Annotated in this window: 19 protein-coding genes; 8 read left to right on the top strand and 11 right to left on the bottom strand. The window is 74.1% G+C overall.

Features of this window, described 5'->3' with window-relative positions; genetic code table 11:
- Positions 1-73: 73 nt before the first annotated feature.
- From AMA02S_RS14185 to AMA02S_RS14175, 3 genes are read right to left on the bottom strand one after another with little or no spacing between them, the layout of a single operon-like run.
- A complete protein-coding gene (locus tag AMA02S_RS14185; RefSeq protein ID WP_067457711.1) occupies positions 74-1,117 on the bottom strand; it encodes a cation diffusion facilitator family transporter in 1,044 nt (347 codons plus the stop codon).
- On the bottom strand, positions 1,114-1,503 hold the full coding sequence (locus AMA02S_RS14180; protein ID WP_067457707.1) for an ArsR/SmtB family transcription factor: 390 nt from the start codon (positions 1,501-1,503) through the stop codon (positions 1,114-1,116). Before AMA02S_RS14180 ends, AMA02S_RS14185 begins: the two co-directional genes overlap by 4 nt.
- Positions 1,504-1,528: 25 nt before the next feature.
- On the bottom strand, positions 1,529-2,605 hold the full coding sequence (locus AMA02S_RS14175) for a DUF6777 domain-containing protein (RefSeq protein ID WP_157430573.1): 1,077 nt from the start codon (positions 2,603-2,605) through the stop codon (positions 1,529-1,531).
- Positions 2,606-2,713: 108 nt separating this feature from the next.
- Between AMA02S_RS14175 and AMA02S_RS43475 the strand changes: the two genes are divergently transcribed.
- On the top strand, positions 2,714-4,369 hold the full coding sequence (locus AMA02S_RS43475) for a serine/threonine-protein kinase (RefSeq protein WP_067457701.1): 1,656 nt from the start codon (positions 2,714-2,716) through the stop codon (positions 4,367-4,369).
- On the opposite strand, the gene AMA02S_RS14165 is transcribed toward AMA02S_RS43475, so the two are convergent.
- The 6 genes from AMA02S_RS14165 to AMA02S_RS14140 form a co-directional block, all read right to left on the bottom strand.
- Positions 4,352-5,530, bottom strand: coding sequence for a VWA domain-containing protein (locus tag AMA02S_RS14165; protein WP_067457698.1), 1,179 nt, complete (start codon positions 5,528-5,530; stop codon positions 4,352-4,354). The genes AMA02S_RS43475 and AMA02S_RS14165 overlap by 18 nt on opposite strands.
- Positions 5,527-7,827 carry a DUF5682 family protein gene (locus AMA02S_RS14160; RefSeq protein ID WP_067457695.1) on the bottom strand — a complete coding sequence of 767 codons (2,301 nt, stop codon included), beginning with the start codon at positions 7,825-7,827 and terminating at the stop codon, positions 5,527-5,529. The genes AMA02S_RS14165 and AMA02S_RS14160 overlap by 4 nt, the downstream gene beginning before the upstream one ends.
- Positions 7,824-8,963 carry an ATP-binding protein gene (locus tag AMA02S_RS14155; protein WP_439951594.1) on the bottom strand — a complete coding sequence of 380 codons (1,140 nt, stop codon included), beginning with the start codon at positions 8,961-8,963 and terminating at the stop codon, positions 7,824-7,826. The genes AMA02S_RS14160 and AMA02S_RS14155 overlap by 4 nt, the downstream gene beginning before the upstream one ends.
- Positions 8,960-10,528: a DUF5691 domain-containing protein gene (locus tag AMA02S_RS14150; RefSeq protein WP_067457692.1), complete on the bottom strand. Its 1,569-nt coding sequence runs from the start codon at positions 10,526-10,528 to the stop codon at positions 8,960-8,962. The genes AMA02S_RS14155 and AMA02S_RS14150 overlap by 4 nt, the downstream gene beginning before the upstream one ends.
- On the bottom strand, positions 10,525-11,823 hold the full coding sequence (locus AMA02S_RS14145; protein WP_067457689.1) for an SWIM zinc finger family protein: 1,299 nt from the start codon (positions 11,821-11,823) through the stop codon (positions 10,525-10,527). The genes AMA02S_RS14150 and AMA02S_RS14145 overlap by 4 nt, the downstream gene beginning before the upstream one ends.
- Positions 11,824-12,051: 228 nt before the next feature.
- Positions 12,052-12,837: a M50 family metallopeptidase gene (locus AMA02S_RS14140; protein ID WP_439951593.1), complete on the bottom strand. Its 786-nt coding sequence runs from the start codon at positions 12,835-12,837 to the stop codon at positions 12,052-12,054.
- A gap of 322 nt (positions 12,838-13,159) precedes the next feature.
- On the opposite strand from AMA02S_RS14140, the gene AMA02S_RS14135 reads away from it, so the two are divergent.
- Genes AMA02S_RS14135 through AMA02S_RS14115 form a run of 5 tightly spaced genes read left to right on the top strand, consistent with a single transcriptional unit; the run spans position 13,160 to position 20,639 of the window.
- Positions 13,160-15,262 (top strand): fibronectin type III domain-containing protein, encoded by a 2,103-nt coding sequence (locus AMA02S_RS14135; protein ID WP_067457686.1) that lies wholly within the window; start codon positions 13,160-13,162, stop codon positions 15,260-15,262.
- A 34-nt stretch (positions 15,263-15,296) separates the two neighbouring features.
- A complete protein-coding gene (locus tag AMA02S_RS14130) occupies positions 15,297-16,280 on the top strand; it encodes an AAA family ATPase (protein ID WP_067457682.1) in 984 nt (327 codons plus the stop codon).
- A 1-nt stretch (position 16,281) separates the two neighbouring features.
- Complete coding sequence (locus tag AMA02S_RS14125) at positions 16,282-17,448, top strand: DUF58 domain-containing protein (protein WP_067457679.1); 1,167 nt, start codon at positions 16,282-16,284, stop codon at positions 17,446-17,448.
- Complete coding sequence (locus tag AMA02S_RS14120) at positions 17,421-19,634, top strand: transglutaminase TgpA family protein (protein ID WP_067457676.1); 2,214 nt, start codon at positions 17,421-17,423, stop codon at positions 19,632-19,634. Before AMA02S_RS14125 ends, AMA02S_RS14120 begins: the two co-directional genes overlap by 28 nt.
- Positions 19,635-19,685: 51 nt before the next feature.
- Positions 19,686-20,639 carry a threonine ammonia-lyase gene (locus AMA02S_RS14115; protein ID WP_218004962.1) on the top strand — a complete coding sequence of 318 codons (954 nt, stop codon included), beginning with the start codon at positions 19,686-19,688 and terminating at the stop codon, positions 20,637-20,639.
- Between the two features lie 39 nt (positions 20,640-20,678).
- Here AMA02S_RS14115 and AMA02S_RS14110 read toward each other — a convergent pair whose 3' ends face one another.
- Positions 20,679-22,289 (bottom strand): serine/threonine-protein kinase, encoded by a 1,611-nt coding sequence (locus AMA02S_RS14110; RefSeq protein ID WP_067457670.1) that lies wholly within the window; start codon positions 22,287-22,289, stop codon positions 20,679-20,681.
- 529 nt (positions 22,290-22,818) lie between these two features.
- On the opposite strand from AMA02S_RS14110, the gene AMA02S_RS14105 reads away from it, so the two are divergent.
- Together AMA02S_RS14105 and AMA02S_RS14100 are read left to right on the top strand one after the other, a co-directional pair.
- Positions 22,819-24,357 carry a hypothetical protein gene (locus tag AMA02S_RS14105; protein WP_157430571.1) on the top strand — a complete coding sequence of 513 codons (1,539 nt, stop codon included), beginning with the start codon at positions 22,819-22,821 and terminating at the stop codon, positions 24,355-24,357.
- Between the two features lie 78 nt (positions 24,358-24,435).
- Positions 24,436-25,578 (top strand): CaiB/BaiF CoA transferase family protein, encoded by a 1,143-nt coding sequence (locus tag AMA02S_RS14100; RefSeq protein WP_067457664.1) that lies wholly within the window; start codon positions 24,436-24,438, stop codon positions 25,576-25,578.
- Positions 25,579-25,712: 134 nt separating this feature from the next.
- Here the strand turns inward: AMA02S_RS14100 and AMA02S_RS44120 are convergent, their stop codons facing one another.
- Positions 25,713-25,925 carry an acyl-CoA dehydrogenase family protein gene (locus tag AMA02S_RS44120; RefSeq protein WP_067457661.1) on the bottom strand — a complete coding sequence of 71 codons (213 nt, stop codon included), beginning with the start codon at positions 25,923-25,925 and terminating at the stop codon, positions 25,713-25,715.
- Between the last annotated feature and the right edge of the window lie 4 nt (positions 25,926-25,929).

The raw sequence follows: 25,929 nt of genomic DNA, 5'->3' as shown, positions 1-25,929 counted from the left end.
GCGGCCGCCCTCTTCGGTTGGTGAATCCCGGCAGGCGGGTCCCAGAAGGACGGTGCGTGAGCGCAACCCGTGCTCAGTGTTCGCAGGAGGCCTGGCCCACGTGCTCGTGGGGCGCCTCACCGGACACGTGGCGGGGGCCGTGCGGGTTCTCGCAGTGGCCGTGCCCGCCGTTGGACGAGGCGGCCTCGTCGATGTGATCGACTTCCAGTGTCGTGTGCGTGATCCCGTACGAGCTGCGCAGCAGCTGTTGCAGATCACGCCGTACGGCGTGGCAGTCGCCCTTGGCGTCCACGAGCACGTGCGCCGACAGCGCGGGGTAGCCGGAGCTGACCTCCCACACGTGCAGGTCGTGGACCTCCTCCACGCACGGCCGCCGGGCCAGCCGGCCACCGAGCTCGGACGGGTCGATGCCGGCGGGCGCGGCCTCCATCAGCACCCGGCCCGCGTCCCGCAGCAGCCCGTACCCGGCCTTGAGCATCAGCGCGGCCACCACCAGCGAGGCGAGCGCATCGGCGCGGGCGAAGCCGGTCGTCCACACCACGAGCCCGGCGATGGCCGTGGAGATGAACGCGTACAGGTCGTTCAGGATGTGCTGGAAGGCCCCCTCGACGTTGAGGCTGGCCCGGTTCGCCTTGCTGATCAGCCACGTCGCCGCCACGTTCACCACGATCCCGGCGAGGGACGTCCAGAACACCAGATGGCCCTCGACGTTCGGCGGGTCGATCAGCCGCTGCACGCCCTCGTAGACGAAGAAGACCGCGAGCAGGATCAGCGTCAGCCCGTTGAGCTGCGCCGAAAGGATCTCCGACCGGCGCAGGCCGTAGGTGTAGCCGCCCTTCGGGGGACGCGCCGCGATCCGCATCGCGACCAGCGCCAGCGCGATGGCGAACGCGTCGGTCATCATGTGCGCGGCGTCGGAGATGAGCGCCAGCGACTGGGCGAGGAGGCCGATCACGACCTCGCCGATCATGTAGACCAGGATCAGTGCGAGCGCGCCGCCCAGGTAGCGGCGGTCGGCGTCGGCCGAGACGCCGTGGCCATGCCCATGCCCATGCCCGTGCCCATGGCCCTGGTCATGGCCCTGTCCGTTCGTCGCAGGATCGTCCTGCCAGGTCATGTCTCCTCCTCCCTATGCCCGACATGGGCGAGGGCGAGGTCGAGCAGCAGCCGGACGTGGGAGTCGTCCAGCCGGTAGTAGGCTATCCGTCCGGCTCGGCGGACCCGGACGACGCGGTTGGCGCGCAGCAGGCGCAGCGCGTGCGAGACCGCAGACTCCGAGGTCCGGCAGGACGCGGCGATGTCGCAGACGCACATCTCGCCGCCCTCGAGCAGCGCGGTGATCACCCGCAGCCGCCCCGGGTCGGACAGCAGCCCGAACACCTGGGCCAACTCGGTGATCGTCTCGGCGTCCGGCAGCGAGGCCGAGACGACGGCGACCTTCTGGGCGTCGACCACGCGGACGGCGCACGCTTCGGCGGGGGTCACATATGAAGCACTGCTCATATGAGCAAATGTACCGCATTGGCTTTCACCAGGTGGGCGGGGTCTCCGGTTCCCGGGACGGCGCCATGGAGATCGGACTGTCCGGCGCCCCGCCCGGGTTCGGCTCCGACGCCCCCGGCTCCATCCCGGTGCCGCCGTAGTTCGGGCCGGCGGACATGCCCGGTGCCGGCTCGCTGCCGGTCGGGCCCGGCTCGGTGGGCTGCTCGGACGGTTCGGTGGGCTCCGTCGGCTCGGTCGGCGTGTCAGTGCCGGGCGTCATGCTCGGGTCGTCGGTGGGCACGTCGGTGCCCGGCGAACTGCTGCCGGAGTCCGACGGCGTCGGCGTGTCGGACGGCCCGACCAGCTCCGTCGAGGGCAGCTCGGTCGGCGGGCCGTCCACCGGGCCCGCAGTGGCGCGGGGCCGCTCGAAGCCCATCGTGGCGCCCGGATCGACGAGCACGAACGTCTCGATCGTCCCCTTCCGCGAATCCCTCGGCTGCACCTTGGTCACTTTCGCCTTGGTGAAGCCCGGCCAGGAGCGGCCACGGTACGACGCCTTCCCGGTGGAGATCTTCTTCTCCGGCTGAGTCAGCGGATTGCCGCAATTGCACTTCACCGTGGGGACCCCGTAACCATTGACCAGGACGCCCATTCCGGCCTGGAGGACGGCGGGTCCGCTGGTCGCCTTCCCGGCGTTCCAGCCGTGGTTGGTCACGAGCGTGTCAGTGCGGAGCAGGACCGGGGTCAGCCGCGAGACATAGCGCGGGATGTCGCCGACGGGGATTCCCTGGACCCCCGCCCAGGCCTTCGCCTTGTCCGGGTTGGCCTGCAGGAACGCGATCAACTTGCCCTGGTCGCAGCTCGCCGCGTGGCGCGTCCCGCCGTACAGGCCGGGGGAGTCGCCCTGCCGCGTCCCGCCCGCCTGCGGACGGTTCGCGACCTTCGTCTGGTCGGTGCCCGACATTAGCGTGTACGGCTCGGGCCCCGGCGTCCCCACGGTGAGACGGGTGATCGTCGCCCCCGCATCGCCGCAGCCCGCCAGCGTCCCCGCGGCCACGCACAGTGCCGTGAAGGACACCGCCGCGGCTCTGCGCCGGGCAATTCTCGAATGGATCTCACGCATGCGTCGTCTCCCGCTCCGGGCCTGCCGAACCTATACTCTTTGATGCCGGGTGAAGCGGTTTTGTGCCCGGTGAAATGCTTAAATTTTCGGGGACCCACGGGGGTACGAATGGCGAGCCCGCTTCCCCTCGACGCCGCCGATCCCACTCACCTTGGTGGCTGCGAGCTGCTCGGCCGGATCGGCGTCGGCGGGCAGGGCGTGGTGTTCCTCGGCCGCCCGGTCGATCCGGGGACCCTGCCGCCGCTCGTCGCCGTCAAGCTCCTGCATACCCAGTTGCTCGGCAACGCCGCGGCCCGAGGCCGATTCGTTCGCGAGCTCGCGCTGCTCCAGCGGGTCGCCGGGTTCTGCACCGCGCAGATGCTCGCCGCCGACATGGCGGGCGACCGTCCCTACATCGTCAGCGAGTACGTGCCGGGCCGGTCACTGCGCGACCTCGTCCTGGAGGACGGCCCGCGCGCCGGCGCCGACCTCGACCGGCTCGCGATCAGCTCGGTCACCGCACTGACCGCTATCCACCGCGCCGGCATCGTGCACCGTGATTTCAAGCCGCAGAACGTCCTGATGGGCCGGGACGGCCCCCGCGTGATCGACTTCGGGATCGCCCGCGCGTTCGACGCGGGCGCCACACTGACCAGCCAGGTCGTCGGGACGCCCGCCTACATGGCGCCCGAGCAGTTCGCGGGGCGTGTCAGCCCCGCCACCGACCTGTTCGCCTGGGCGGGGACCCTGCTGTTCGCCGCGACCGGCCGCGACCCCTTCGCCGGCGGCCCGCTGCCCGCCGTGATGTACCGGATCATGCACGAGACGCCCGACCTCGGCCCCCTGCCCGGGCCGATCGCCGAGGTCGCCGCGGCGTGCCTGGCCCGCGACCCGGCCGCCCGCCCCACCTCCGAGGACGTTCTCCTCCGCCTCCTGGGCGAACACGGTTCTGCCGAGCCCGCCCACGACTTCCCTCCGCCGCCGCATCCCACGGCGATCTCCGGCGGCACGATCCCGGGCACCGCCGCCCACCCGGGCGCCGCGCCGCCGAACGCCGGCGTGTCCTCGGGCACCGCCGTGAGCTGGGGTACGACCGCCACTCCTGGCGGCGCTGTGCCGCATGGGAACGCCGTGCCGCATGGGAATACCGGGACATCCGGAGCCGGTGTGACTCAGGGGGCCACCGAGCAGTATCCGGGCCCTCCGGCCGGAGCCTGGGGCGCCGCGCCACCGAACGGGCCGGTGGGCGCCGCGGCGGGCCGACCCACCGCCGAACTCACCCGCGGGGCCGACCCGGCGACGCTCCGGGAGCCCGCCCCCACGCCGTACGCCCCCAACGGGGGCGCGGCCTCCGGCCTTCCGCCGTTCCCCCAGGGGCAGGTCACCGCCGAGCCGCCGCACCGGGTCCTGCGGCGTGGCCCCGCGACCGTCATCGCGCTGATCCTGGCCGGGCTGCTGGCCGCGCTGGACGTCGCGTCCCTCGCGATCCTCATCGCTCGGCCGTCGCTGACCGTGGGCCATCGCGGCGGCCTGCTGCCCGTGGTCGCCACATCGTTCACCCTCCTCGCGGCGGTCACCCTGGTCGCGGTGATCATGGCGTGGCGGGGCAGCCGGGCCGGCGCCTGGACGGTGATGGCCGCCCGCGTCGCCCGCGTCGCGTTGTGGGGCGCCTGGGGCGCCCTCGTCGACATCGACGTCCCCGCCCTGGCCGGGCACGCCATCATCACCGCGCTGGTGGTGGTCCTCCTCGCGATGGGGCTGCGCTCCTCACCCGGCCCCCGCTGAGCGCTCCGACCACTCCCTCAGGTCACGGCGCTCGATCGCGGCGGCCATCAGGCCCGGGAACGCGTCGGGCGTGCAGGCGAACGCGGGCACGCCGAGGGCGGCCAACGCCGCCGCGTTGTCGTGGTCGTAGGCCGGGGCGCCCTCGTCCGACAGCGCCAGCAGCACCACGACCTGCACGCCGGACGCCGTCAGCGCGCCCACCCGCCGCAGCATCTCCTCCCGGATCCCGCCCTCGTACAGGTCGCTGACCAGCACGAGGATCGTGTCGTTCGGGCGGGTGATGAGACCCTGGCAGTACGCGAGCGCCCGGTTGATGTCGGTACCGCCCCCCAACTGCGTGCCGAACAGCACCTCCACCGGGTCGTGCAACTGGTCGGTCAGATCGGCGACGGCGGTGTCGAACACCACAAGCGACGTCCGCAGCGACCGCGTCGAGGCCAGCGCCGCGCCGAACACGCTCGCGTACACCACCGACGCCGCCATCGAGCCGCTCTGGTCGATGGCGAGGACCACGTCCCGTTCGACGGACTGCCGCCGCCGCCCGTATCCGACCAGCCGTTCCGGGACGAGCGTGCGGTGCTCGGGCAGGTAGTGCCGCAGGTTCGCGCGGATCGTCCGCTCCCAGTCGACATCGGCGAGCCGCCGGGGCCGGTGGACGCGCGCCGTCCGGTCCAGGGCCCCGCCGACCGCCGACCGGGTCCGCTGCGCGAGCCGGCGCTCCAGATCGGCGACGACCGTCCGGACCACCGCCCGCGCCGACTCCCGCGCCCGGTCGGGCATCACCCGGTTGAGCGACAGCAGCGTGCCGACCAGATGGACGTCCGGTTCGACCGCCTCCAGCATCTCCGGCTCCATCAGCAGCCGGGTGAGGTCGAGCCGTTCGATCGCGTCCCTCTGCATGACCTGGACGACCGTCGACGGGAAGTAGGCGCGGATGTCGCCGAGCCAGCGCGCGACCGACGGCGCCGAATCGCCGAGCCCGGCGCTGCGCCGCCCCGGCCGGGACCGGCCCTCGTCGCGGTCGCCCGCGCCGTAGAGCCGCTCCAGCGCCCCGTCCATCCGCGCGTCGTCGCCGGTCAGCGCCACACCGGTGCCGTCCGCCCGTTCGCCGCCCAGCACGAGCCGCCACCGCCGGAGCCGCTCGCCGTCGTCGCCGCTCACCGGGACCCCTTCCAGCCGAGGATGGCCAGCGCCGTTTCCGCCGCGGGGGCCGCGCGGGCCGCGTCCAGGTCGTCCCCGGCGGCATGGGCCGGCCCCGCGGTCGCGCCGAGGCGACGGACCCGCTCGCCGATCGCGCGCCGCTCCGCCGCCGCGAAGGCGCCGAAGGTGCGGCGCAGCAGGGGCAGGACGTCGGTGAAGGAAGCGGCGGGGAGCCTGGAGATCCAGCCGTCCACGAGACGCAGCAGCGCCTCGTCGTGCATGAGCAGCAGGCCGCCGCCGGACAGGAACCCCTCGACCCAGGCCGCCGCCCGGTCGGGCGCGGCGCCCACGGACACGGCCCGGGCCATCCGATCGGCGACGTCGGGCAGGCGCCCCGCGTCGTGCAGGAGGCGGGTGAGGCGGCCCTCCACGAGGCCGTGCAGAACGTCCGGGCGGGCGACGAGGCCCTCCAGCGTGCGGCGCCAGCGCTCGATGTGCCCCTCTGCTACATCGTCGCCGAGCAGGGCCAGCGCGCCGTGGACGGCGTCGATGTGGCCGAGCAGCTCGCGGGCGGCGGCGTCGTCCAGGCCGGCGAGCGCGGGCGGCAGGCCGACGCAGATCCGCACCACGAGACCGTCCACGACGGTGCGGAGCGGGCCGGTCGACGTGCCCCGCACGTCCCCGTACCGCAGCGCCCGGACGAGCGCGGGCAGCGCCGCCATCAGACGCGCGACATCGGTGTCCACGGCGGCCCGGTCGGCCAGGGCGTGCATCACCGCGGGCAGCGCGCCGCCGAGGTCGGCCAGCAGGCACCGCTCGGCGACGGATGTGAGATCGGCGAGCGTCCGCGCACCCGTCGCCAGCGCCTCGGCGCGCGCGGTGGCGGCGCCGCGCACGGTGGTGCCCCAGGCGCTCGCCTCGATCAGCTCGACATCGAACTCCGGCCGCCACACCAGCGTCCACGTCTCGCGGAACGTGCCCTTCGACCGGCTCTCCGCCGGGACGCCCCAGTCGACGTCCAGCAGGCGCAGCCGGTGCAGCAGCCGGCTGCGGTCCACATCGGTGGGCTTGCGCAGATCGAGGTCCTGCTCCTTGTCCAGCGCCGACGGCTTGAGCCGCAGCCGCCGCTGCTCGGCTTGCAGGTCGCGTTGCAGCGGCACCATCGGGGTCCGCTCCGGTACGGCACCGAGCCGCTCACCGACGACCAGACGCCGCTGGATCAGCTCGACGGGCAGCTCGGCGCCCTCGCACAGCACCGCCCGGGTGGCCTCGGTGACCTCGTCCAGCCCGGCGAGGGGACGGCCGCGCAGCGCGGCGAGCGCCTCCGCGAGCCGGACGGCCTCGATCACGTGCGCGGACGAGACGTGCAGGCCCTCCTCGCGCAACACCCGCGCGGCGGCGGTGAGCCAGCGCTCGACCGGACGGTCGCGCGCCGCGAACAGGTGGTGGTACCAGCCGGGGGAGCGCACGCCCGCGCCGTACCCGGACCGCCCGGCGAGCCTCCCGTGCGTCCACGGCACCCACGTCGTCGCGACCCTCACCTTCGGCAGGCCCCGCAGCGTCCGGTCGTCGCGGGCCGCGGGCACGGTGGCCAGCAGCGCCGGGACGTGCCAGGCGCCGCACACCACGGCGACCCGCTCGTACCCGTCCTTCAGAGCCCGGCGCAGCGTCCGGCGCATGTGGGCCTCACGCTGTTCCTCGCGCCGCAGATATCCCGCCGGCAGGCCCGCCCGTGCGGTCTCCTCCGGCAGGGTGGCCAACTGCTCCCGCAGCTCCGTCATGGCCTCGGCGATGGCGGGGAACGGGGACGGGTCGTCGTGGCGATGCTCCACGACGTCGTCCCACCAGCGCTCGGTGTCGTCATACCCGGCGGCCTTCGCCAGCCAGCCCAGCGGATCGAGCCGGATCCCCTCCTCGGGGGCCGGAGGCCGCGCCTCGGCGGGCGGATCACCGGCGGGTGGCTCCTGGGGTTCCTCCTCCGCCGGGACGAGCTGGTGCGCCGCCGGCAGGTCGCAGAACCGGACCGCCGCGCCCGCTGCGAGGGCGTGCCGCACGGCCTGCCATTCCGGGCTGAACTCGGCGAACGGCCAGAACGCGGCCTTGCGGTCGTCGCCGTCCGCCGCGGGGGAGTAGGCCAGCAACGCGACCGGCGGCACCATCCCGGGGTCGGCGGCCAACTCCACGATGGCGTCGGCCTCCGGCGGGCCCTCGATCAGCACCGCGTCGGGCCCGTAATCCTCCAACGCTGCCCGCAGCGCGCGGGCCGAGCCCGGCCCGTGATGCCGGATGCCGTAGACCTCGACCCGGTGACCCGTCAAGACACCTCCCGGCAGGCCCGGTAGAAGTCGAGCCACTCGGCACGGTCCCGTACGACCGTCTCCAGGTACTCCTGCCACACCACGCGGTCCGACACCGGGTCCTGGACGACGGCGCCGACGATGCCGCCCGCGACGTCCGCCGCGCGCAGGACCCCGTCGCCGAAGTGCGCGGCGAGCGCCAGCCCACTGGTGATCACCGAGATCGCCTCGGCGGTGCTGAGCGTCCCGCTGGGCGACTTGAGCTTGGTCTGGCCGTCGCCGGTGAGCCCGGAACGCAGCTCCCGGAACACGGTGACGACCCGGCGGATCTCCTCCAGCCCCGCCGGGCTCTCCGGCAGTTCCAGCGCGCTGCCGATCTCCTCGACCCGGCGGGCCACGATGTCCACCTCGTCCTCAGCGGACTCGGGCAGCGGGAGCACCACGGTGTTGAACCGCCGGCGCAGCGCGCTGGACAGCTCGTTGACGCCCCGGTCACGGTCGTTCGCGGTCGCGATCACCGTGAAGCCCTTGCGCGCCTGCACCTCGGTGCCGAGCTCGGGGACGGGCAGCGTCTTCTCCGACAGGACGGTGATCAGCGTGTCCTGCACGTCGGACGGCATCCGGGTGAGCTCCTCGATCCGCGCGACGGCCCCGGTCCGCATCGCGTGCATCAGCGGGCTCTCCACGAGCGCCTTCTCCGACGGCCCCTCCGCGAGCAACCGCGCGTAGTTCCACCCGTACCGGACGGCCTCCTCGGAGGTTCCCGCCGTCCCCTGCACCAGCAACGTCGAGTCGCCGCTGATGGCGGCGGCCAAGTGCTCCGACACCCACGTCTTGGCCGTGCCGGGGACGCCGAGCAGCAGCAACGCCCGGTCGGTGGCGAGCGTCGCGACCGCGACCTCCACCAGCCGGCGCGGGCCCACGTACTTCGGGCCGATCACCGTGCCGTCCGGAAGTTCGCCGCCGAGCAGATACAGGGTGACCGCCCACGGCGACAGCCGCCAGCCCGGCGGGCGCGGCCGATCGTCGTGCTCGGCCAGCCGCTTCAACTCGCCGGCGTTCTCCTGCTCGGCGTGCGGTCGCAGAACGGCCTCTGCGCTCTGCTCCCTAGGGGGACGACCCGCCAGACCCCCCGGCACAGACTCGTTGGTCATCACGGAGCGAGCTCCTTCAGCATCTCGTCACGGAACCGCAAGGTAGCGATCAGTTCAAGGACGGCGCGCGGCGCCGCCGGGCCGGCGGCCTCCAGCCGGGCGGCGGCGGCCGGGTCGAGCCGCTGGTCGGCGAGCCGGCACAACTGGGTGAGCGCGTGCTCGTCGCGGTGCGCGGGCCGCTCGGCCGCGGACGTCAGCGTCGCGACCACGGCGGCCGCGAGCGCGCTCGTCCACGGACCCGGCACCCGTTCGAGGACGCGCAGCAGATCGGGATGGCCGTCCACCCACCGGATCAGGTCCGCCGCCGCGGACTCCCGCTCGTCCGAGGGCAGGACGGCCAGCAGGTCGGCGAGCGCCTCAGGCTCGTCGACAACGACACCGCCCTTGAGCAGCGCGCGCGCCCACTCGGCGTCACGCTGCCTGAGCGCCGCCCGCGCCCACCCGATGTGCACGTCCCGCGCCACCCGCCCGTCGACATCGCCGAACGCCCTCTGCGCGGCCCCGCCGTCCGGCGGACCAGGACGCTCGGGGGTTCCCAGCGGCAGGCAGACGATCTCCATCGGGGGCAGCCCGAACGTCTCCGTCCAGGTGCTCAAGGGGGTGCGGGCGAGGATCTCGCGGAGCCACGCGGCCCTGGCGCCGATCGGACCGTTCGGGCCTCCCGGCGTGAACGAACCGCTGGGGTGGAACGGGACGCCGTCCCGCGCGAGGTCCTCGTCGTGCTCGCGCGGCGGCTCGACCACGACACAGGTCTGGTCACGTCCCCGGACGGCGCGGGTCTGGGGCGCCACGCAGGCGCGGGCGCGGGCCGCCATGCGCCGCCCGTACGCCGAACCCGGCACGCGGGCGAGCAGGTCGGAGGCGAGCTGCCGGACGTCCTTACCGCGGTCTTCCAGAGCCGTTTCCAGGAACTCCTCATCGTCCAAGGACAGCCCGTGCTCGAACGTGGCGAGAAACGCCGCGCGGTCGGGCGCCGGCTCCTTCACCCATGTCTCGCAGAGCAGCTCGCGGGCCCCGCCCGGGTCGTCACCGCGCAGCCTGGTCAGAAAGGCGACCCGCTGGTTGCGCGTCCCGGTCTCCCACACGTCCGCCCCGCCGCCGGGGTCGTCCCCCGCCCCGACGAGGTAGGCCCAGTCGGTGTTCTGCAGGGCCAGCCAGACTCCGCGGCGTCCCGCGGACCGGGCGATCGACGGGCGCAGCATCCGGTCGCTGCGGCCCCGCTCCAGCAGCTCGGGCAGCAGCCGGGCCGGCACCCGCCATCCGTGCGCCGCCGCCGCGTCCAGCCACTCGGGCAGCACCCGGATCTGCTCTCCGGCGAGGATCCGCCCCAGCCGCCCCGCCGCCACCGCCGGGACGGTCGGAACGCTCTCGGCCGGCGCCGCCGCGATGACCTCGGCGGCGCCGGTGGGCCGGCGGCCGGCGCGGCGTCGGACGGTGAGGAGGGCCGCCTGGTCGAGCAGCCGGGCCGCCTTGTCGCCGGGACCGGCGGGCGCTTCGGGGAGAACGGGCGGGTCGCGGCGCTCGGTGCCGAGGAGGGCGGCGGTGACGTGGTCGGCCCAGGCGCTCACAGGATCACGGCCCCTTCGTCGTCGTGCCAGGCGGCCAGCGGACGAAGGCCATGGGCCGTCCATTCGCCGGCCAGGGTGACCGGGCCGCCTCCCGAAACCGCGAGGAGCCGCCACGGATCGGCCAAGCGGAGCGGAAGCGAGTCGCCCGCACCATCGACCGCGTGCAGGCCGCCTTCCGCGGTGCGGGCGAGCCGCACCCCCGCGAGCGTGGCGGGCCAGCGTTCCAGCCAGGGATCGCGTGCGAGTGCCGCGGCGTGCTCGCCGAGAAAGCCCCGGACATCGGTACCGTCGGGCGTACCCGCCCCGGCCGGCCCGTACCGTTCGGCCACGAGCGCGCGCAGCGGCTGGGCGCCGGGGTAGAACGCCAGCTCCGCGTCGACCTCGGTGCCCACGAGGAGGGACGTGTCGAGGGCACCGCCGGGCGGCGCGAAGGACAGGACCAGCGCCGGACGTCCCGTTCGCCGCCCCCGCAGCCACACCCGCCGTGTGGTGAGCTGCTCCTGCGGGATGTCACGCGACCCGGTCACCGACCACAGGTCCTGGACGCGCTCGCCCTCGGAGAGCACGTCATCCTGCGGGACGGTGAACCCGATCCTCGCGCGGACGGTGTCGCGCAACCCCTGGGGCAGCTCCGCCCGCCGCTGGTAGGCCCGGACGAGCAGCCGCAGCATCGCGTACTCCTCCAGGAGACGGTCGGGCCAACCGGGCTGGCGTGGGATCGCCGCGAGCCCCCGGACGGGGCCCGACAGCCCGCCCGCCTGCGCGTCGACGAGCCGGCGGGCCGCGTCGTCCCACAGCCGGTAGGACTCCTTGGCGGCCTGCGAGAGCCCGTGCGCGACCTGGTCGCGCAGCCACTGGTCGAGCTCGGCGAGTCCGTCATCGACCCGCCGCTCACGCCGCTCGACGGTCTTCGGGTCGCGTGCCTTGACGGCCGACGCCGCGCGACGTTCCCGCGACCGGTCGTCCCTGTCGCGCCGCTCCTCCACCCATTCGGCGACCCACCCCGGACGGGGACCCACCCCCACGGCCCCCTCGCTCCAGAGCAGCAGCAGCGCGAGCGCGTGCTTGCAGGGGAACTTGCGGCTCGGACACGAACAGCGGAACGCGGGCCCGGCCAGATCGGCGCAGGTCCGGTAGGCGGCCTTGCCGCTGCCCTGGCACTCGCCCCAGACGGCCTCGCCGTCGCAGCCGGTACCGGCCCACCCGGCCGGACGGGCGATCCCGCCCGCGGCCTTCGCCGCCGCGGCGTCCGGCGCCAGCCCGAGCACCTGCGCCCGGTCCCATCGATCGCTCACAATGCCGAAACTATCGCCGACCTCGGACAGTGTTGATTGCAATCCCGGCCCAAGGGGGCTCGCCTGGCGGCTCGCCCCCTTGACCGTGCTTGGGCGAGCGCGTCATCGCTTCGCGATCTTCCCGTTGGGGCTTGCCTTGGGCTTTGCCCCAACGCTCAGGTCGCGCGCTCGCGTGACGGTTGAGGTAGTTCTGCACCGGGCGGGCTTCCGGCGCCAGTGCCTCGAAGCCTAAAAGCCTGGCGGGCGGGGGAGGTGGGGGACTGCGGCTGCGTCGGGGACCAGGAGGGCCGCGCCTGCCAGGAGCGCGGCCAGGGCCACGGCGCCGAACAGGCTCACCCAGGCCAGGCCCGGCACGCTGGTCAGGTGCGCCAGCTGGTCGGCGTCCGAGCTCGGCGCCATGTGCCGGGCGCGCATCCGCTGTAGCTCGATGACCGGGCGGGTCGCCGCCAGGAGCAGGAACCAGGCCGCCAGGTAGGCGAATCCCGCCTGGACCTTCGCGCCGCCCAGCCAGGACACCCCGAAGATGACGGCGCCGGTGATGATGACCGACAGTGCGCCGTAGGCGTTGCGGATCATCACGAGCATCCCCGCCAGCAGGGCCAGCGAGAACCACAGCATCAGCGTGATGCGGCCGCCCGCCAGCAGGGCCGCGAACAGCAGCCCGAGCAAGGGGGGAGTGAGGTATCCGGCCATCGCGGTGAACACCATGCCCGGCCCGTGCGGCTTGCCGCGCGAGACGGTGACGCCCGAGGTGTCGGAGTGCAGCTTGATGCCGTCCAGCTTGCGTCCGGTGACCAGGGCGATCAGGGCGTGCCCGCCCTCGTGGGCGATGGTCACGACGTTCCGGGCGACGCGCCACGTGGGGCCGTGGACGACCGAGCCGAGGGCCACGAGACCGACGAGCAGGACCAGCCACCACGGTGGATCGGGCTGCGTTCCGGTCACGCGGTCCCACAGGTCGGCGATGCTTGCGTTTTCCACGTCCACCTCGGTGTCGTCGTTCGCGATGCCCAACAGTAGGACGTCAGGGATAACGTTCGCGTTCGGTTCAGGCGGGATCGGAAGCCGCAAATCCGAGAATGTGATCCACATCACACTTACTCTCGCGTAACCCCGGCTGGTCTGGCGGTTCCGCAGGTGAAGTGTGATTCATCCCAATATGGTGTGAGCCGCATTACCGTTAATGTGCCCCTCGCGCCGAGCTTCCAGCTCCTTCCGGCGTCAGGCCCCCGCCCGCCGGTTCACCGGCGGCCGGGCGGGGACGAGCGCCGACCGGCATGGTGCCACCGCGAGTTCAGGAGCGGGTGGCCACGGCGCGACGAGAGGGTGGCGGGGATTGAGCGGGGACCGATCCCCCGCGCGGGCCACGGGTCTGCGCGGGTTCTTCCGGCGCGATCGCATCACGGGGCAGATAGCGATCGGCCTCGTCGGGGTGCTCTGCGTGAGCGCCCTGGTCTACGGGGTGGGCAGCGCGAGCGCCCGCTACAAGCTCGCCGATGTCGGGGCCTGGCTGAGCGCGGGCGCCAAGGGTCTGGTCGTGCACGCCAACGGTCTCGCGGGCAAGGTGGACGGCAAGGCCGGCGTGATCCCGCAGATGCGCGGCCACCACATCAGGATCGTCCAGGACGGGACGACCGTGCTGCTGATCGACGAGGACACCGGCGTCGTCAGCAGGATCGACCCGTCCCAGCTCAAGATCACGCAGAGTCGGGTGCTCGGCGGCTCCGCCCTCCAGGTCGTGGCGGGCGCGGGCACCGCCTACACCGTCGATCTCGTCAAGGGCGCCGTCCAGCAGATCGACCCGCTGACCCTCGCGCCCGTCGGCCAGGGCGCCACCCTGCCCGCACCGCTGTCGGCCGGCGGCATCGACGCCGCGGGGACGCTCTGGGTCCCCGTCCCGCAGAACGGCCACGTCGTCCCCTTCCAGAACGGACGCCAGGGACGGGCCGTCGTCGCCGGTGCCGCGGGCGACCGCCTCGCGCTGACCATGGCCGCCGGAACCCCCGTCATCACCAACAGCACCTCCGCGACCGCGCTCGTCGTCCGCGCCGCGGGGAGCCAGAAGATCAACCTGCCCGCTCCTGTCTCCCGGTCGGCCGCCGGGGTCAAGGTGCCTCCGGTCGCCGACGGGCAGGTCGTTCCCATGCTCGGAGCGGGCGGCGCCCTCTACCTGCTCAACACCGCCGTCGGGCGCGTCGACTCCGTCGCGCTGCGCATGCCGCGCCACCAGTTCGAGTCCCCGCACGTTCTCGGCTCGCGCGTCTACCTGCCCGACCGCACGTCCGGGCAACTGCTGGTCTTCAACACCGACCGCAACGCCTGGGAGCGGCCCATCACCGCGACCCGTCCGGGCGGGACGATCGAGATCCTCGTCCGCGACCACATGCTATGGGTCAACGACCCCGACGGTTCGACGGCCCTCGCCTTCGACCCCGACGGCGCCGTCAAGCGCATCAAGAAGTACGAGGACAAGATCCCCGGCAGTGCACGGCGTCCCATCCCGGCGCCCAACCCGGGCGGCGGTAACGGGAACCGTGCCAACGGCGGTGGCCGGGGCCCCGGCGGCTCCACCGGCGCCGGCCCGCCCTGGACGCCGCCCGCGCCGCCGAAGCCGCCGGGTGACGGTACCCCGTCGGAACCGCAGGTCGTGCGCGTCGATCCGCTCTCGGGCGGTGCGCGGGTGACCTTCGCTCCCTCCGCCGGAGGCAGGCCCGAGGGGTACGTGCTCAAGGGTGCGGAGGAGTTCCAGGTCCGGCCGCGCCGGGTCCCGGCCGGCGCGTCGCCCAGCTTCACCCTGGCGGGCGGGAGCTGCGACAAGTCCTACCAGTTCACGGTGGCCGTCCAGTACGAGGCGCCGAACGGGAGGCGGGCCGAGAAGGAGTCGCGGCCGAGCATGCCCGTGCGGCCCTGCGTCGCCCCCGGCCAGCCGACCGGCTTCGCGGCGGCGGGGGAGGACCACGGGGCGCGCCTCACCTGGAGCGCGGCGCCCGGCACGTCCGTCGTCTACCGCGTCACCGGGACCAACGCGCCGGGCGAGGTGACCGGGACGTCGGCCACCGTGTCGGGCCTGACCAACGACGCTTCCTACCCCTACACGCTCGTCGCGAAGAACGGGGCGGGGGAGAGCACGGCGGTCACGGCGATCGCGAACCTCGCCTACCGGCGCGCCGGCTACCGGAACAAGGCGAACAACCAGACGAACACGATCATCCGGCCGGGACCGGCGAAGACGGGTGAGGTCGGCAGGATCTCCCAAGGGACCTACCAGACGCTGACCCTGATCTGCCAGGTCAGGGGCGAGAACGTCAGGGAGGCCGAGACCGGCGAAACGAGCGTGTGGTGGAACCGGATCGAATGGAACGGCGGCGTGGGCTACCTCAGCGTGACGCTCATGGAGGGGCCGCGCTCACCCGGCGGGAGCACGTTCGAATGCGCATGATCCGCAGACGCGGGACCACACGGGGGTGTGCGGGATGAGCGAGAACGCGGGGGGCGACGCTGAGGCCCTGGTCGGGCGGTTCGCGCAGATGTTCGGGGCGCTGGCGCAGAACATCGAGCGGGTCGTCCGGGGCAAGCGGGAGAAGGTCGAACTCGCCCTGATCTGTCTGCTGTCGGAGGGACACCTGCTGGTCGAGGACGTGCCGGGGGTGGGCAAGACGACCCTCGCGCGGGCGATGTCGGCGTCGGTGGAGGCGAAATGGGCGCGGATCCAGTTCACGCCCGACCTGCTGCCGAGCGACATCACCGGGGTGTCGATCTTCAACCAGGGCACGAGCGCGTTCGAGTTCCACGCCGGGCCGATCTTCGCGAACCTGGTGGTCGCGGACGAGATCAACCGTGGCTCGCCGAAGACGCAGTCGGCGCTGCTTGAGGTCATGGAGGAGCGGCGGGTGACGGTGGAGGGGACGCCGCATCCGGTGCCCCGCCCGTTCCTGGTGATCGCGACGCAGAACCCGGTCGACATGGACGGGACGTACCCGCTGCCGGAGGCGCAGCTCGACCGGTTCCTGATGCGCATCTCGATGGGCTACCCCGACCACCAGGCGGAGGTGGCGCTGCTGGCGGGCGCGCCGACCGGGGCGGTGCTCGACCAGATGCCGCCGGTGATCGGCCGCGACGACGTCTCCCGCATGGTCGAGTTCGCGCAGCGGCTGCACGTCGCGGCGCCCCTGTACGACTACGTGGTGCGGGTGGTCGCGGCGACGCGGGAGCATCCCGACCTGCGGCTCGGCGCGAGCCCGCGGGCGAGCCTTGCGTTGCTGCGGGCGGCGCGGGTGCGGGCGGCGGCGGCTGGCCGCGCCTACATCGTGCCCGAGGACGTGAAGGCGCTCGCCGTGCCGGTCATCGCGCACCGGTTGATCGTGACGCCGGAGGCGGAGCTGCGCGGGCGTGGCGGCGCGGACGTCGTCGGCGAGGTGCTCGCGAACACGCCGACCCCGCAGGCCGCCGGGGTGTGACGTGCTGACGCCGCTCGGATGGGGGACGGCGGCCGTGTCGGCGGCCCTGTACGCGGCGGGCTGGTGGCTCGGCTACCCCGAGCCGGCGATGCTCGCGGTCGCCGGGCTGGCCGCGGTCGCGGCAGGGGCGCTGTGGACGCTGCCGCGTCCCAGGCTGGAGGTTCGCAGGGAGATCGCGCCGTCGCGGGTCGGGCGCGGCGAGAACGCCGTCGGGGTCCTGCACGTCACCAACGCCGGACGCGGGGTGCGCGGCATCACGGCCAGGGACCGCGTCGGCGTCGGGGAGGCGGGTGGATCGTCACGGGGCGCGGTGACCACCGACGTCGCCGTCGAGATCCCGCGGCTGCGGGCCGGGGGCAGCCGGACGGTCAGCTACCGGCTGCCGACCGGGCGGCGCGGGCGCATCCCCGTCGGGCCGCTGACGCTGGCGCGGGCCGACCCGCTGCGGCTGGCCCGGCGGACGCGGGAGTACGGGGCGCCGCAGATCCTGCTCGTCCGGCCGAGGACGGTGGCGCTGTCGCTGCTGCCGTCCGGTCGCGCGCACCATCTGGAGGGGCCGACGAGCGACCGGTCCCCGGCGGGGACGGCGACGTTCCACGCCCTGCGCGAGTACGTGCTCGGGGACGAGCTGCGCCACATCCACTGGAAGTCCTCCGCGCGGACGGGCACGCTCATGGTCCGCCAGCTCGTCGACGCGAGCCTGCCGACCACGACGGTCGTGCTGGAGGCGCGGCCGGAATCGTGGCCGGAGCCCGACGACTTCGAGCTGGCCGTGGACGCGGCGGCCTCGGTGGCGACCGCCGCCGCGGCCGCGAGCTTCCCGGTCCGGGTCCTCACCGGGAACGGACCGGTCGCCGACACGCGAGGCGGGCCGGACGACCGGGAAGTTCTGCTCGACCGGCTTACCGCCGTCATGCCCGAACCGGGTCCACGGTCCACGCTGGACGTGGTGCGCCGTGTGCGCGCGGGCGGGTCCCTCGTCGTCGTCACCTCGGGGGACGCCGAGCTGAGCCGGGTCGCGGCCGTCCGGGGCCGCTTCGACCGGGTGGTGGTGCTGCGGGTCAGGCCGCAGGGGCCCGCGCCGGAGCCCCCCGGCGTGCAGCTGATCGATTTCGGTGATCTGGACGCGCTGGCGGAGTCGTGGCGGCGGCTCGGGGGCACCCGGTGACCCGCTACGCCTCCGTCGCGGTGACGGCGTGCCTGGCCGCCGTCGCCGGGCTGGCGTTCCAGCGGGTGTTCGGGCCGGGGCCGGTGCTGCCGGTCGCCGCCGTCGCCGCGGTCGTGCCGGCGCTGCTGTCGGCGCTGCTGTCCGGGCCGCGCAAGTCGGGCCGGCCCTGGCCACTGTGGATCTCGATCGTGCTGACGGTCGCGGCGTGGACGGGCACGGCCTCGGTCACCGTCCTGCGTCCCGCGCTGGGCGACGGGACGTTGCCGCAGACGCTCCGGGAGGGCGTGCTCGGCTCCTGGAAGTCGATCCTGACCACGCTGCTGCCCGTCCCGGCCAAGCCGGAGTTCCTGCTCCTGGTGCACCTGCTGGTGTGGCTGGCGGCGTTCGCGTCCGCCGAACTGGGGCTGCGGACGGCGTTGCGCGCCGTCCCGTGCCTGCCCGTGCTCGGCGTGTGGGCGGTCGCGCTGCTGCTGGGCGTGGACGGCCCCGGCAGCAACCTCCCGCTCGTCGCCGCCACCGTCGTGCTGATCGGCGTGCTCGTCCTGCTGCGCTCCGATGCCCCCGGCGGCCCCGACTGTCCCGACAGGCGCCCGGCGTGGCGGCCCCTCGCGGTCGGGTTGCCGGCCGCGGCGGTCCTCGGCGCGCTGGCGTTCCTCGCCGGGCCGGTCGTCCCGGTCAGCGGCGACCCGTACGACCCGCGCGAGCAGGTGCAGGCCCCGCCGCCGCAGCAGCGCGACGGCATCAGCCCCCTGGACCGGGTGGGCGGCTGGCTGCTCAGCCCCGACCAGGTGATGTTCACGGTCGCCGCCCAGCGCACCGAGGTCCAGCGGCTCGCCGTCCTGGCCGCCTTCAACGGCGTGACCTGGTCGTCCACGGCCCGGTTCGTCCCGACGGGGAGCCGGATCCCGGCCGGGCCGCGGCCGGATCGCCGGCACACCACCGGGCAGCGGATCACCATCCGCGACCTGCCCGGCGTGTGGGTGCCCGCCGCCGACCGGCCCCGGCGCGTCGACGGGACGGCCGTCGTCGTCGACCCGGCCAGCGGCGCGCTCGCCGCCGCGCGGCCCCTCCGCCCCGGCCAGGCGTACACCGTCGAGTCGCAGGTGCCGGAGTGGTCCGCCGCCGATCTCGCCGGCGCGGCCCTCGCCCAGGACGCCGAGGCGCGCGCCGCCCGCGAACTGCCGTGGGGGCCGGGCGCGACGCGGCCGCCCGTCCAGATCGCCGAGTTCCGGCGCTTCGCGCAGGCGGCGACGCGGGACGCGGTGTCGCCCATCCAGCAGGCGGCGATGCTGTCGGAGTACCTGAAGCGGTACGCCCGCTACGACGTGACGGCGCCGCCTGGGCACAGCTACCGGCAGCTCGACTACTTCCTCGGCGAGGGCAGGCGCGGCACGCCCGAGCATTTCGCGACCGCCTACGCGCTGCTCGCGCGGTCCCTCGGCCTGCCCACGCGGATCGTCGTGGGGTTCGACGGAGGGAACCGCGTGGGCGACACCGTCCAGGTCCGTTCCGGGGACGTGATGGTGTGGCCAGAGGTCAAGTTCGCCCGGCTCGGCTGGGTGCGCTTCAACCCCCTGCCCGACAACGCACGCCGATCCAACAAGAACGACTCCGTCGCGGCCGGTGAGACACAGCAGAAGCTGGAGCAGGCGCAGAAGAACGCCGCCTCCCAGCAGCACGGCCCAGGACCGGGCAAGACGGCGGAGAAGACCACTCCGAAGAAGCCCGCCGTGAAGGAGAGCCCGACGCCATGGTGGGTGTTCGCGTCGATCGGCGCGGCCGTGTTGCTCGCCGGCTACCTGCTCGCCGTGCTGCTCGCGCCCGCCCTGCGCAGGCGCCGCCGCCAGAGCGGCCCGCCCGCCGAGCGGATCGCGGGGGCCTGGCACCAGGCGCTCGACCACCTGTCCGACGTCGGGCTGTCCACCGCCCGGACGCTCACCGCACACGAGGTGGCGCGGTACGGCGCGTCCACCGTGGGCGAGGACGCACACCGACATTTGGTCCCGCTCGCCGACCTCGTCAACCGCAGCCGGTTCGCCCAGGCCGGCCCCGACCCGCGCGCCGCCGACCAGGCGTGGCATCACACCGACCAGCTCGGACGTCTCGTCACCGCCCGGGCCGGCCGTGCCCGCCGCCTGCGACGCCGCCTGCACCCCCGTTCCCTGCGGGACCGGCGCCCAGCATGATCGCTAATCTGGGGGGATGCGATGGGGGAGAGCACCTTCCGGGGGGTGCGTGTGACCGTCCGTTCCGTCCGTCCACCCGAACCCGGTGACCTGGAGCGCGCCTGGCGGACGGTGTCCGCCGAGCTTCCGCCGACGCCGCTCGTGGCGTCCGCGCTGGCACCGGGCGCGTTGCTGAAGCTGGAGACGTTCCAACCGACCGGGTCGTTCAAGGTGCGAGGGGCCCTGGCCGCTCTGGGCGCGCTTCCGGACGGCGAGCCCGCCGTCACCGCGAGCGCGGGCAACCACGGGCTCGGCATGGGTTTCGCCGCGTCCCGTCTCGGCCACGGTGCCGGGGTGACCGTGGTCGTGCCCACCCGCGCGTCCCAGGCCAAGGTCGACAAGATCGCGGCATTTCCGGTACGCCTGGTCGAGTGGGGGGCGACCTATGAGGACGCCGAGGCGCACGCGATGGGCCTGCCCGGACGGTACGTCTCGGCCTACAACGACCCCGACGTGATCGCCGGACAGGGCACCATCGGCCGCGAGCTCGACGCGCAGGTGGACGGCCCGCTCACCGTCGTCGCCCCGGTGGGCGGCGGCGGTCTCGTCGCGGGCCTGTGCCTGTGGGCGCGCCTGCACGGGGGCGAGCGGGGCGGGGTGCGTGTCGTCGGGGTGGAGTCGTCGCAGTCGCGGGGGGTGTCGGCGGCCGTGGCCGCCGGACGGATCGTCGAGGTCCCGGTCGGCGACACGATCGCGGACGGGCTCAGCGGCAACCTGGAGGCCGGCAGCGTCACGCCCGCGGCGCTGGGGGACACCGCCCGGCTGACCGCGGTCACCGACGCCGAGATCCGCGCCGCGCTGCGCTGGCTGTTCCGCGAGCACGGCCTGGTCGCCGAGGGGTCGGGCGCAGCCGGGGTCGCCGCCGTCCTCGCCGGGAAGGTCGAGGTGGAGGGGCGGCTGGCCGTCGTCCTCTCCGGACGGAACATCACCGTCCCCACCTATGCGCATGCACTTTCCGGAACCTGACGTGGCGTTCGCCGGCCGGGGAGGGAGTACGGGCCCCAGTCAGGTCTTCGTGCGCGCCTTCCGGACGCAGGCGGGCGCCGACCAGGACACGTCCGGAGCCTTGCCCTGGTTCAGGCGCAGCACGGCGCCGACCTTGAAGCAGTAGGCGATCTTCGGTCGCAGACCCGGCACGGTCGCCGAGCGGGAGCCCGCCGGGACCGACACGATCGGCCTGGTGCCCGCCGGCTGCTGCTGGACGATCAACGGCAGTCCCCGCGAGGCCTCCGGCAGTGCCCACAGGAGCACCGCCGTCCGCCCTGCCTGCCTGACGGTCACCTTACGCGGGCGGGTGGCCGCGAACTGCGTGACCGGGAGTGGAGCCTGGGGGTCGCCGGGGCCCGCGCCCGGGTTCCGGGGCTCCACGGTGGACGGCGAGCCCGCCGCCGGGCTCCCGCCTTTCGCGCCGTCCCCGCCTCCGGACAGGGCGAGCGCTCCGATGCCCAGCCCAGCTCCGCCGACGAGCGCGATCGCCGCCGCGACGATGAGGCCGCGGCGCGGCCCGTCCGGAGTGGGCGTGGGAGGCAGGGCAGGCGGCACAGCGGGAGGGAGAGTCGGAGACGGAGCGGGAGACAGGACGGACGAGGCCGCGGCGGGGGACGGGGCCGACTGCCGGGTCGGCGCCCACTCCGGCACCAGGGGTGGCCCGGACGCCTCGGGGAACGTCAGCCTTGGCCCGGTCGGCGCGCCGGACGCGGAAAACTCCGAGAGACCCGAGGTGGCCAGAGGCCCCGCCGCTCCGCCCGCCGGAGGGGACGTGCCAGAACCGCTGCTGTAGGCCACGTCCGTCACAGGCAGCCCCAACTCGGCCTGCACCTCCTGGAGCCGCTGCGCGAACTCCACCGCGGACGCGAACCGCTGCTCCGGGGTCTTGGCCATCGAGCGTGCGATGGCGTCCGCGGCCTGCGGCGGCACGTCCGGGCGGGGGATCGGCGGCGGCGCGTCGTTCAGGATCCGCAGCATCAGCAGGGCGATGCCCTCGCCCGGCGGGCCCTTGAAGGCGGGTTGCCCGGCCAGCAGTTGGTACAGCGTTGAGCCGAGCGAGTAGATGTCGGCTCCGACGCCCGGGGGTCTGCCTTCCAGCACCTCCGGGGCCGCGTGGTGTGGCGTGAACGCCTGCGTGTGGGTCGCGTCGAAGGAGTCGACGAGCCGGGCGATGCCGAAGTCGGCGAGCGCGGGCTCCCCGTACCTGGACACGAGCACGTTCTGCGGCTTGACGTCGCGGTGCAGCACGTCGGTCTCGTGGGTGGCGGCCAGCGCGCCCGCCATCTTCACGCCGATGCGCAGCACCTCGGCCAGCGGCAGCGGCCCCTCCCGCGCGAGCCGGTCGGTGAGCGCGCCGTGCTCGAAGTACTCCATCGCGATGTAGGGGCGGCCGGACCGGGTGGTGCCGGTGTCCAGCACGGTCACGATGTTGGGGTGCCCGGACAGCCGTCCGGTGATCTTGCATTCGCGCTGGAAGCGGCGCATCGCCGCGTCGTCGACGGCGCTGATCGACAGGACCTTGAGCGCCACCATCCGGTCGAGCCGCTCCTGGTGGGCGCGGTAGACCACGCTGAAGCCGCCCTCGCCGACCTGCTCCAGCACCCGGTAGCCGGGGACGTCCTCGGTCATGGGTCCTTCCGGGGTGGACGGCGGTCTCGCGGCGGGGGCGCGATCGTTCGACGCCGGTTCGATGCCCGGCGGCCCGAGGCGGTTCCCCCGGAGGTCAACAGCGTAGTACGGGGAGGAAACGGGCGTAGCGTGCCTGCCGCCCCCCAGATAGACACTGGCCCGACCCCAACCGGCAGCCTGAACCGAACGTCGGCAGGTATGAACCTCGGCCACCGGTTACGGGACAGGCACGCGAAGCGAGCGCCAGCGAGTGCAGCGGGCATGCCCGGTGCGCCGCGCCCCCGCAGCGAGCGCTGGCGAGTGAGGAGGTGGCGAGCCGCGCAGCCGGGGGTCTGGGGGACGCCCCCCAGGTAAATAGCGAGAATTGTACTGACCTTGGTAATCGTTGTTTCAATTCCGTCTCCAGGCCGTCCCGTGCTGCCTAACCTCGGGGTTTGCGACAAAGGAGAAGTCAAAGGGAGTGGCCGCCGTGGCGGAAGAGGTCATCACGAACTCGGCGACGAAATCGCCTTACAGTGAACTTGTCCGGATGGCGTATTTTGTCCTTCCGGGACGGGGAAAGCGGGTCTACCGGCTGGCGGTCGCGCGCCGGATCGTGGACGGCACCGCCCGCCGCGACCGCTCGCCCGCGGCGCTCGCCCGGCGCCGCACCCGGGTCCTGCGCCGGGCGATGTACCCCTCCCGGCGGCTTCAGATCGGGCTCGGCCCCTGGCTGCGTTCCCTGCCCGCCCGGTTGCCCGACCCGGCGCTGACCGGGGCGCTGTCGAGGCTGGAGCCGCCCGTCCGGGTGGCGTACGTGCTGCGCCACATCGAGTGCATGCCGCGGTACGCGGTGCGCGACCAGCTCATCAAGCTGCGCGTGCCGGACCCCTGGCCGGTGATCGACGCCGCCGACGCGCTGGAGGTCCCGTCGGGGGCGAGCCCGGAGCGGTTCGAGACCGCGCTGCTGCGCCCCGTCCGCAACCGGTCGCTGCTGCCCCTCGCCACCGCCGCCGCGCTCACCGCGGGTCTCGTGGGCGCGCTGGTGATGACCGAGGGCGGTGGCTCGTTCGCGGGCGGGCGCACCGCCTCGGCGCACGGCCTGCGCCTTCTCACCGCCGTGCCCGGCGCCTGGGCGCGCGGCCCCCACACGCTGGACACCTGGCCCGCACGCGGTGACCTCGTTCACGACCGGGCGCTCACCCGACGCGCCGTGGACGCGTGGGCAGGCGTCACGGGCGACCGGCGCGCGCGCGGCGGCACGGCACAGCTCATGTACGCGGGCCACTCCGGCACGACCGCGCTGGTCCTGCTGCGCAGCGGCGACCGGCTCGCCCGCTACGCGTCGTCCGGGCTCGAAGTGGTGACCGCGGGCGCTGACCCGTCCGCCCCGATCCATCTCGGCAGTGGCCGCTACCTGCTCGCGCCATGGGACGCCCGCCCCGAGACCCTCACCGGAGACCCCCTCGACGTGCGGGACGGAGTGACCGCGCCCGCCCTCGCCCGTACCCGCTGCGGCCGCGGTCCCGCCTTCCACGTCGACGGCCCCGGTGGGGCCCGCACCGTCGGTGATCTCGGTGGGCCGCGCGGCGCCGTCCTGACCTACCACTCACCCGCGTACCGGCCGTCCGCCGGGGCCGCCACGGAACCCGCGCCGACGCGGCTCGGGCCCGAGGGCCTGCGCTTCTGGGAGCGGCTCGGTTGCGCGACGCCCCGCCCGGAACGGCCGGTCACCGAGGCGATGGCGTGGAACTTCTGGTCAGGGACGCTGCCGCACGGCGGGAGGGCCGCCGACTGGGCCTGCACCCGGCTGACGTTCGCGGACAACGGCACCGCCTCCTGGGCGACGCTCCTCGGTGCGGACGGGCCGCGGGCGGTCGGGCAGCGCGCGACCGGCGCCTGCGACGCCCGGCGGCCGGTGAGCGGCACCTGGTGGCGCGCGCCGGCCGGTCGCTGGTACTACCTGGCCGCCGCCGGTCCGGGCCTGCTCCCGCGCGCCGAGGCCCCGTTCCGCTCGGCCGGGACGCAGAACCGCCTCCTGGTCGCGACGGGCCGCCCCAACACGCCGGTGGCCCTGACGGCGCGCTGACCGGGGCCCGGGTCAGCGACCGCTTACCTCGATCGTGCACACTAGGCTGCACCGAACGAGGTTCGAAAGGGGTCGCAGATGGGCAAGGGGCCGCTCGCCGGAGTCCGCGTGCTCGAACTGGCCGGGATCGGGCCGGGGCCGTTCGCCGCGATGCTGCTGGCCGACCTCGGTGCCGACGTCGTCCGGGTCGACCGTGCCTCCGCGGTGGGCGCCGCCGCCACCGGCGGCACTGACTTCACCAACCGTGGCAAACGGTCGATCGCGGTTGACCTCAAGAGTGAGCGGGGCCGGGAGGTCGTGCTCCGCCTCGCCGACAAGTCCGACGTCCTGCTGGAGGGCTTCCGCCCCGGCGTCACCGAGCGGCTCGGCGTCGGTCCGGACGACTGCCTCGCCCGCAACCCCGCGCTCGTGTACGGACGGATGACCGGCTGGGGCCAGCAGGGGCCGCTCGCCCAGAGCGCGGGCCATGACATCGGCTACATCGCCATCACCGGCGCCCTGCACGCCATCGGCCGCGCCGGCGGACCTCCCCAGGTGCCGTTGAACCTCCTCGGCGACTTCGCGGGCGGCAGCATGTACCTCGTCGTCGGCGTCCTCGCGGCCCTCCTGGAATCCAGGACGAGCGGCCGGGGCCAGGTCGTGGACGCCGCGATCGTGGACGGCACCGCGCACCTGTCCACCTTCATCCACGCCTTCCTCGCGAGCGGGCTGTGGCAGGACCGGCGTGGCGTCAACATGCTCGACACCGGCGCCCCCTGGTACGACGTCTACGAGACCGCCGACGGACGCCATATGGCGGTCGGTGCGATCGAGCCCCAGTTCTACGCCGAGTTCCTGCGCGTCCTCGGTCTCGATGGTGAGGATCTCCCCGGCCAGCATGACCAAGCCGGGTGGCCGGAACTCCGCGACCGCATCGCCGCCGCGTTCAAGGCCCGTACCCGCGACGAGTGGACCGAGCTCTTCCTGCCCGGCGACGCCTGTGTGGCACCCGTCCTGTCTATGCAGGAGGCGCGGGACCACCCCTACAACACGGCCCGGGACGTCTTCCCCGAACTGTCCGGCCACCGCCAGCCCGGCCCCGCCCCGCGCTTCTCCCGCACGGTTCCCGAGACCGACGGCCTTCCCGTCCTTCCCGGCGGCCAGACCCGCGCCGTTCTGGAGGATCTCGGCTTCACCGACACCGAGGCCCTCCTGGCCGAGGGCGCGGTCGTTCAGGCCTAACAGGCAGCAGACGCGGTCTCGGTGAGGACGTCCTGCCCGGCGGCGTGCGGCTCGGCGACCGAGCGGGTGTAGGTGCGGACGACGTCCACCTGGCGGGCCATCTCCACGATCTTGTGCCGGACGAGCTGGCGGGACTACAGGGGCCGGCCGAACGTCTCGTGGGCCCGGACCCACGTCAGGGCGAGGTCCACGCAGCGCTGCGCCGTCGCGTACGCCTGGACGGCGAGCGACAGCCGCTCGGACACGAAGTTCTGGACGATCTGTAGGAAGCCGCTGTTCTCCCCGCCGACCAGGTTCGGGTGGGGGAGCGCGATGCCGTGCAGCGCCGCGCGCTCGGGGTGTTCCACACAT

The sequence above is a fragment of the Actinomadura macra NBRC 14102 genome (assembly GCF_001552215.1).
In the GTDB taxonomy this organism is placed as follows: Bacteria; Actinomycetota; Actinomycetes; order Streptosporangiales; family Streptosporangiaceae; genus Spirillospora; species Spirillospora macra.
The sequence above is the reverse complement of the archived record's forward strand: the minus strand, read 5'-3'. Positions and strand labels throughout refer to the sequence as shown.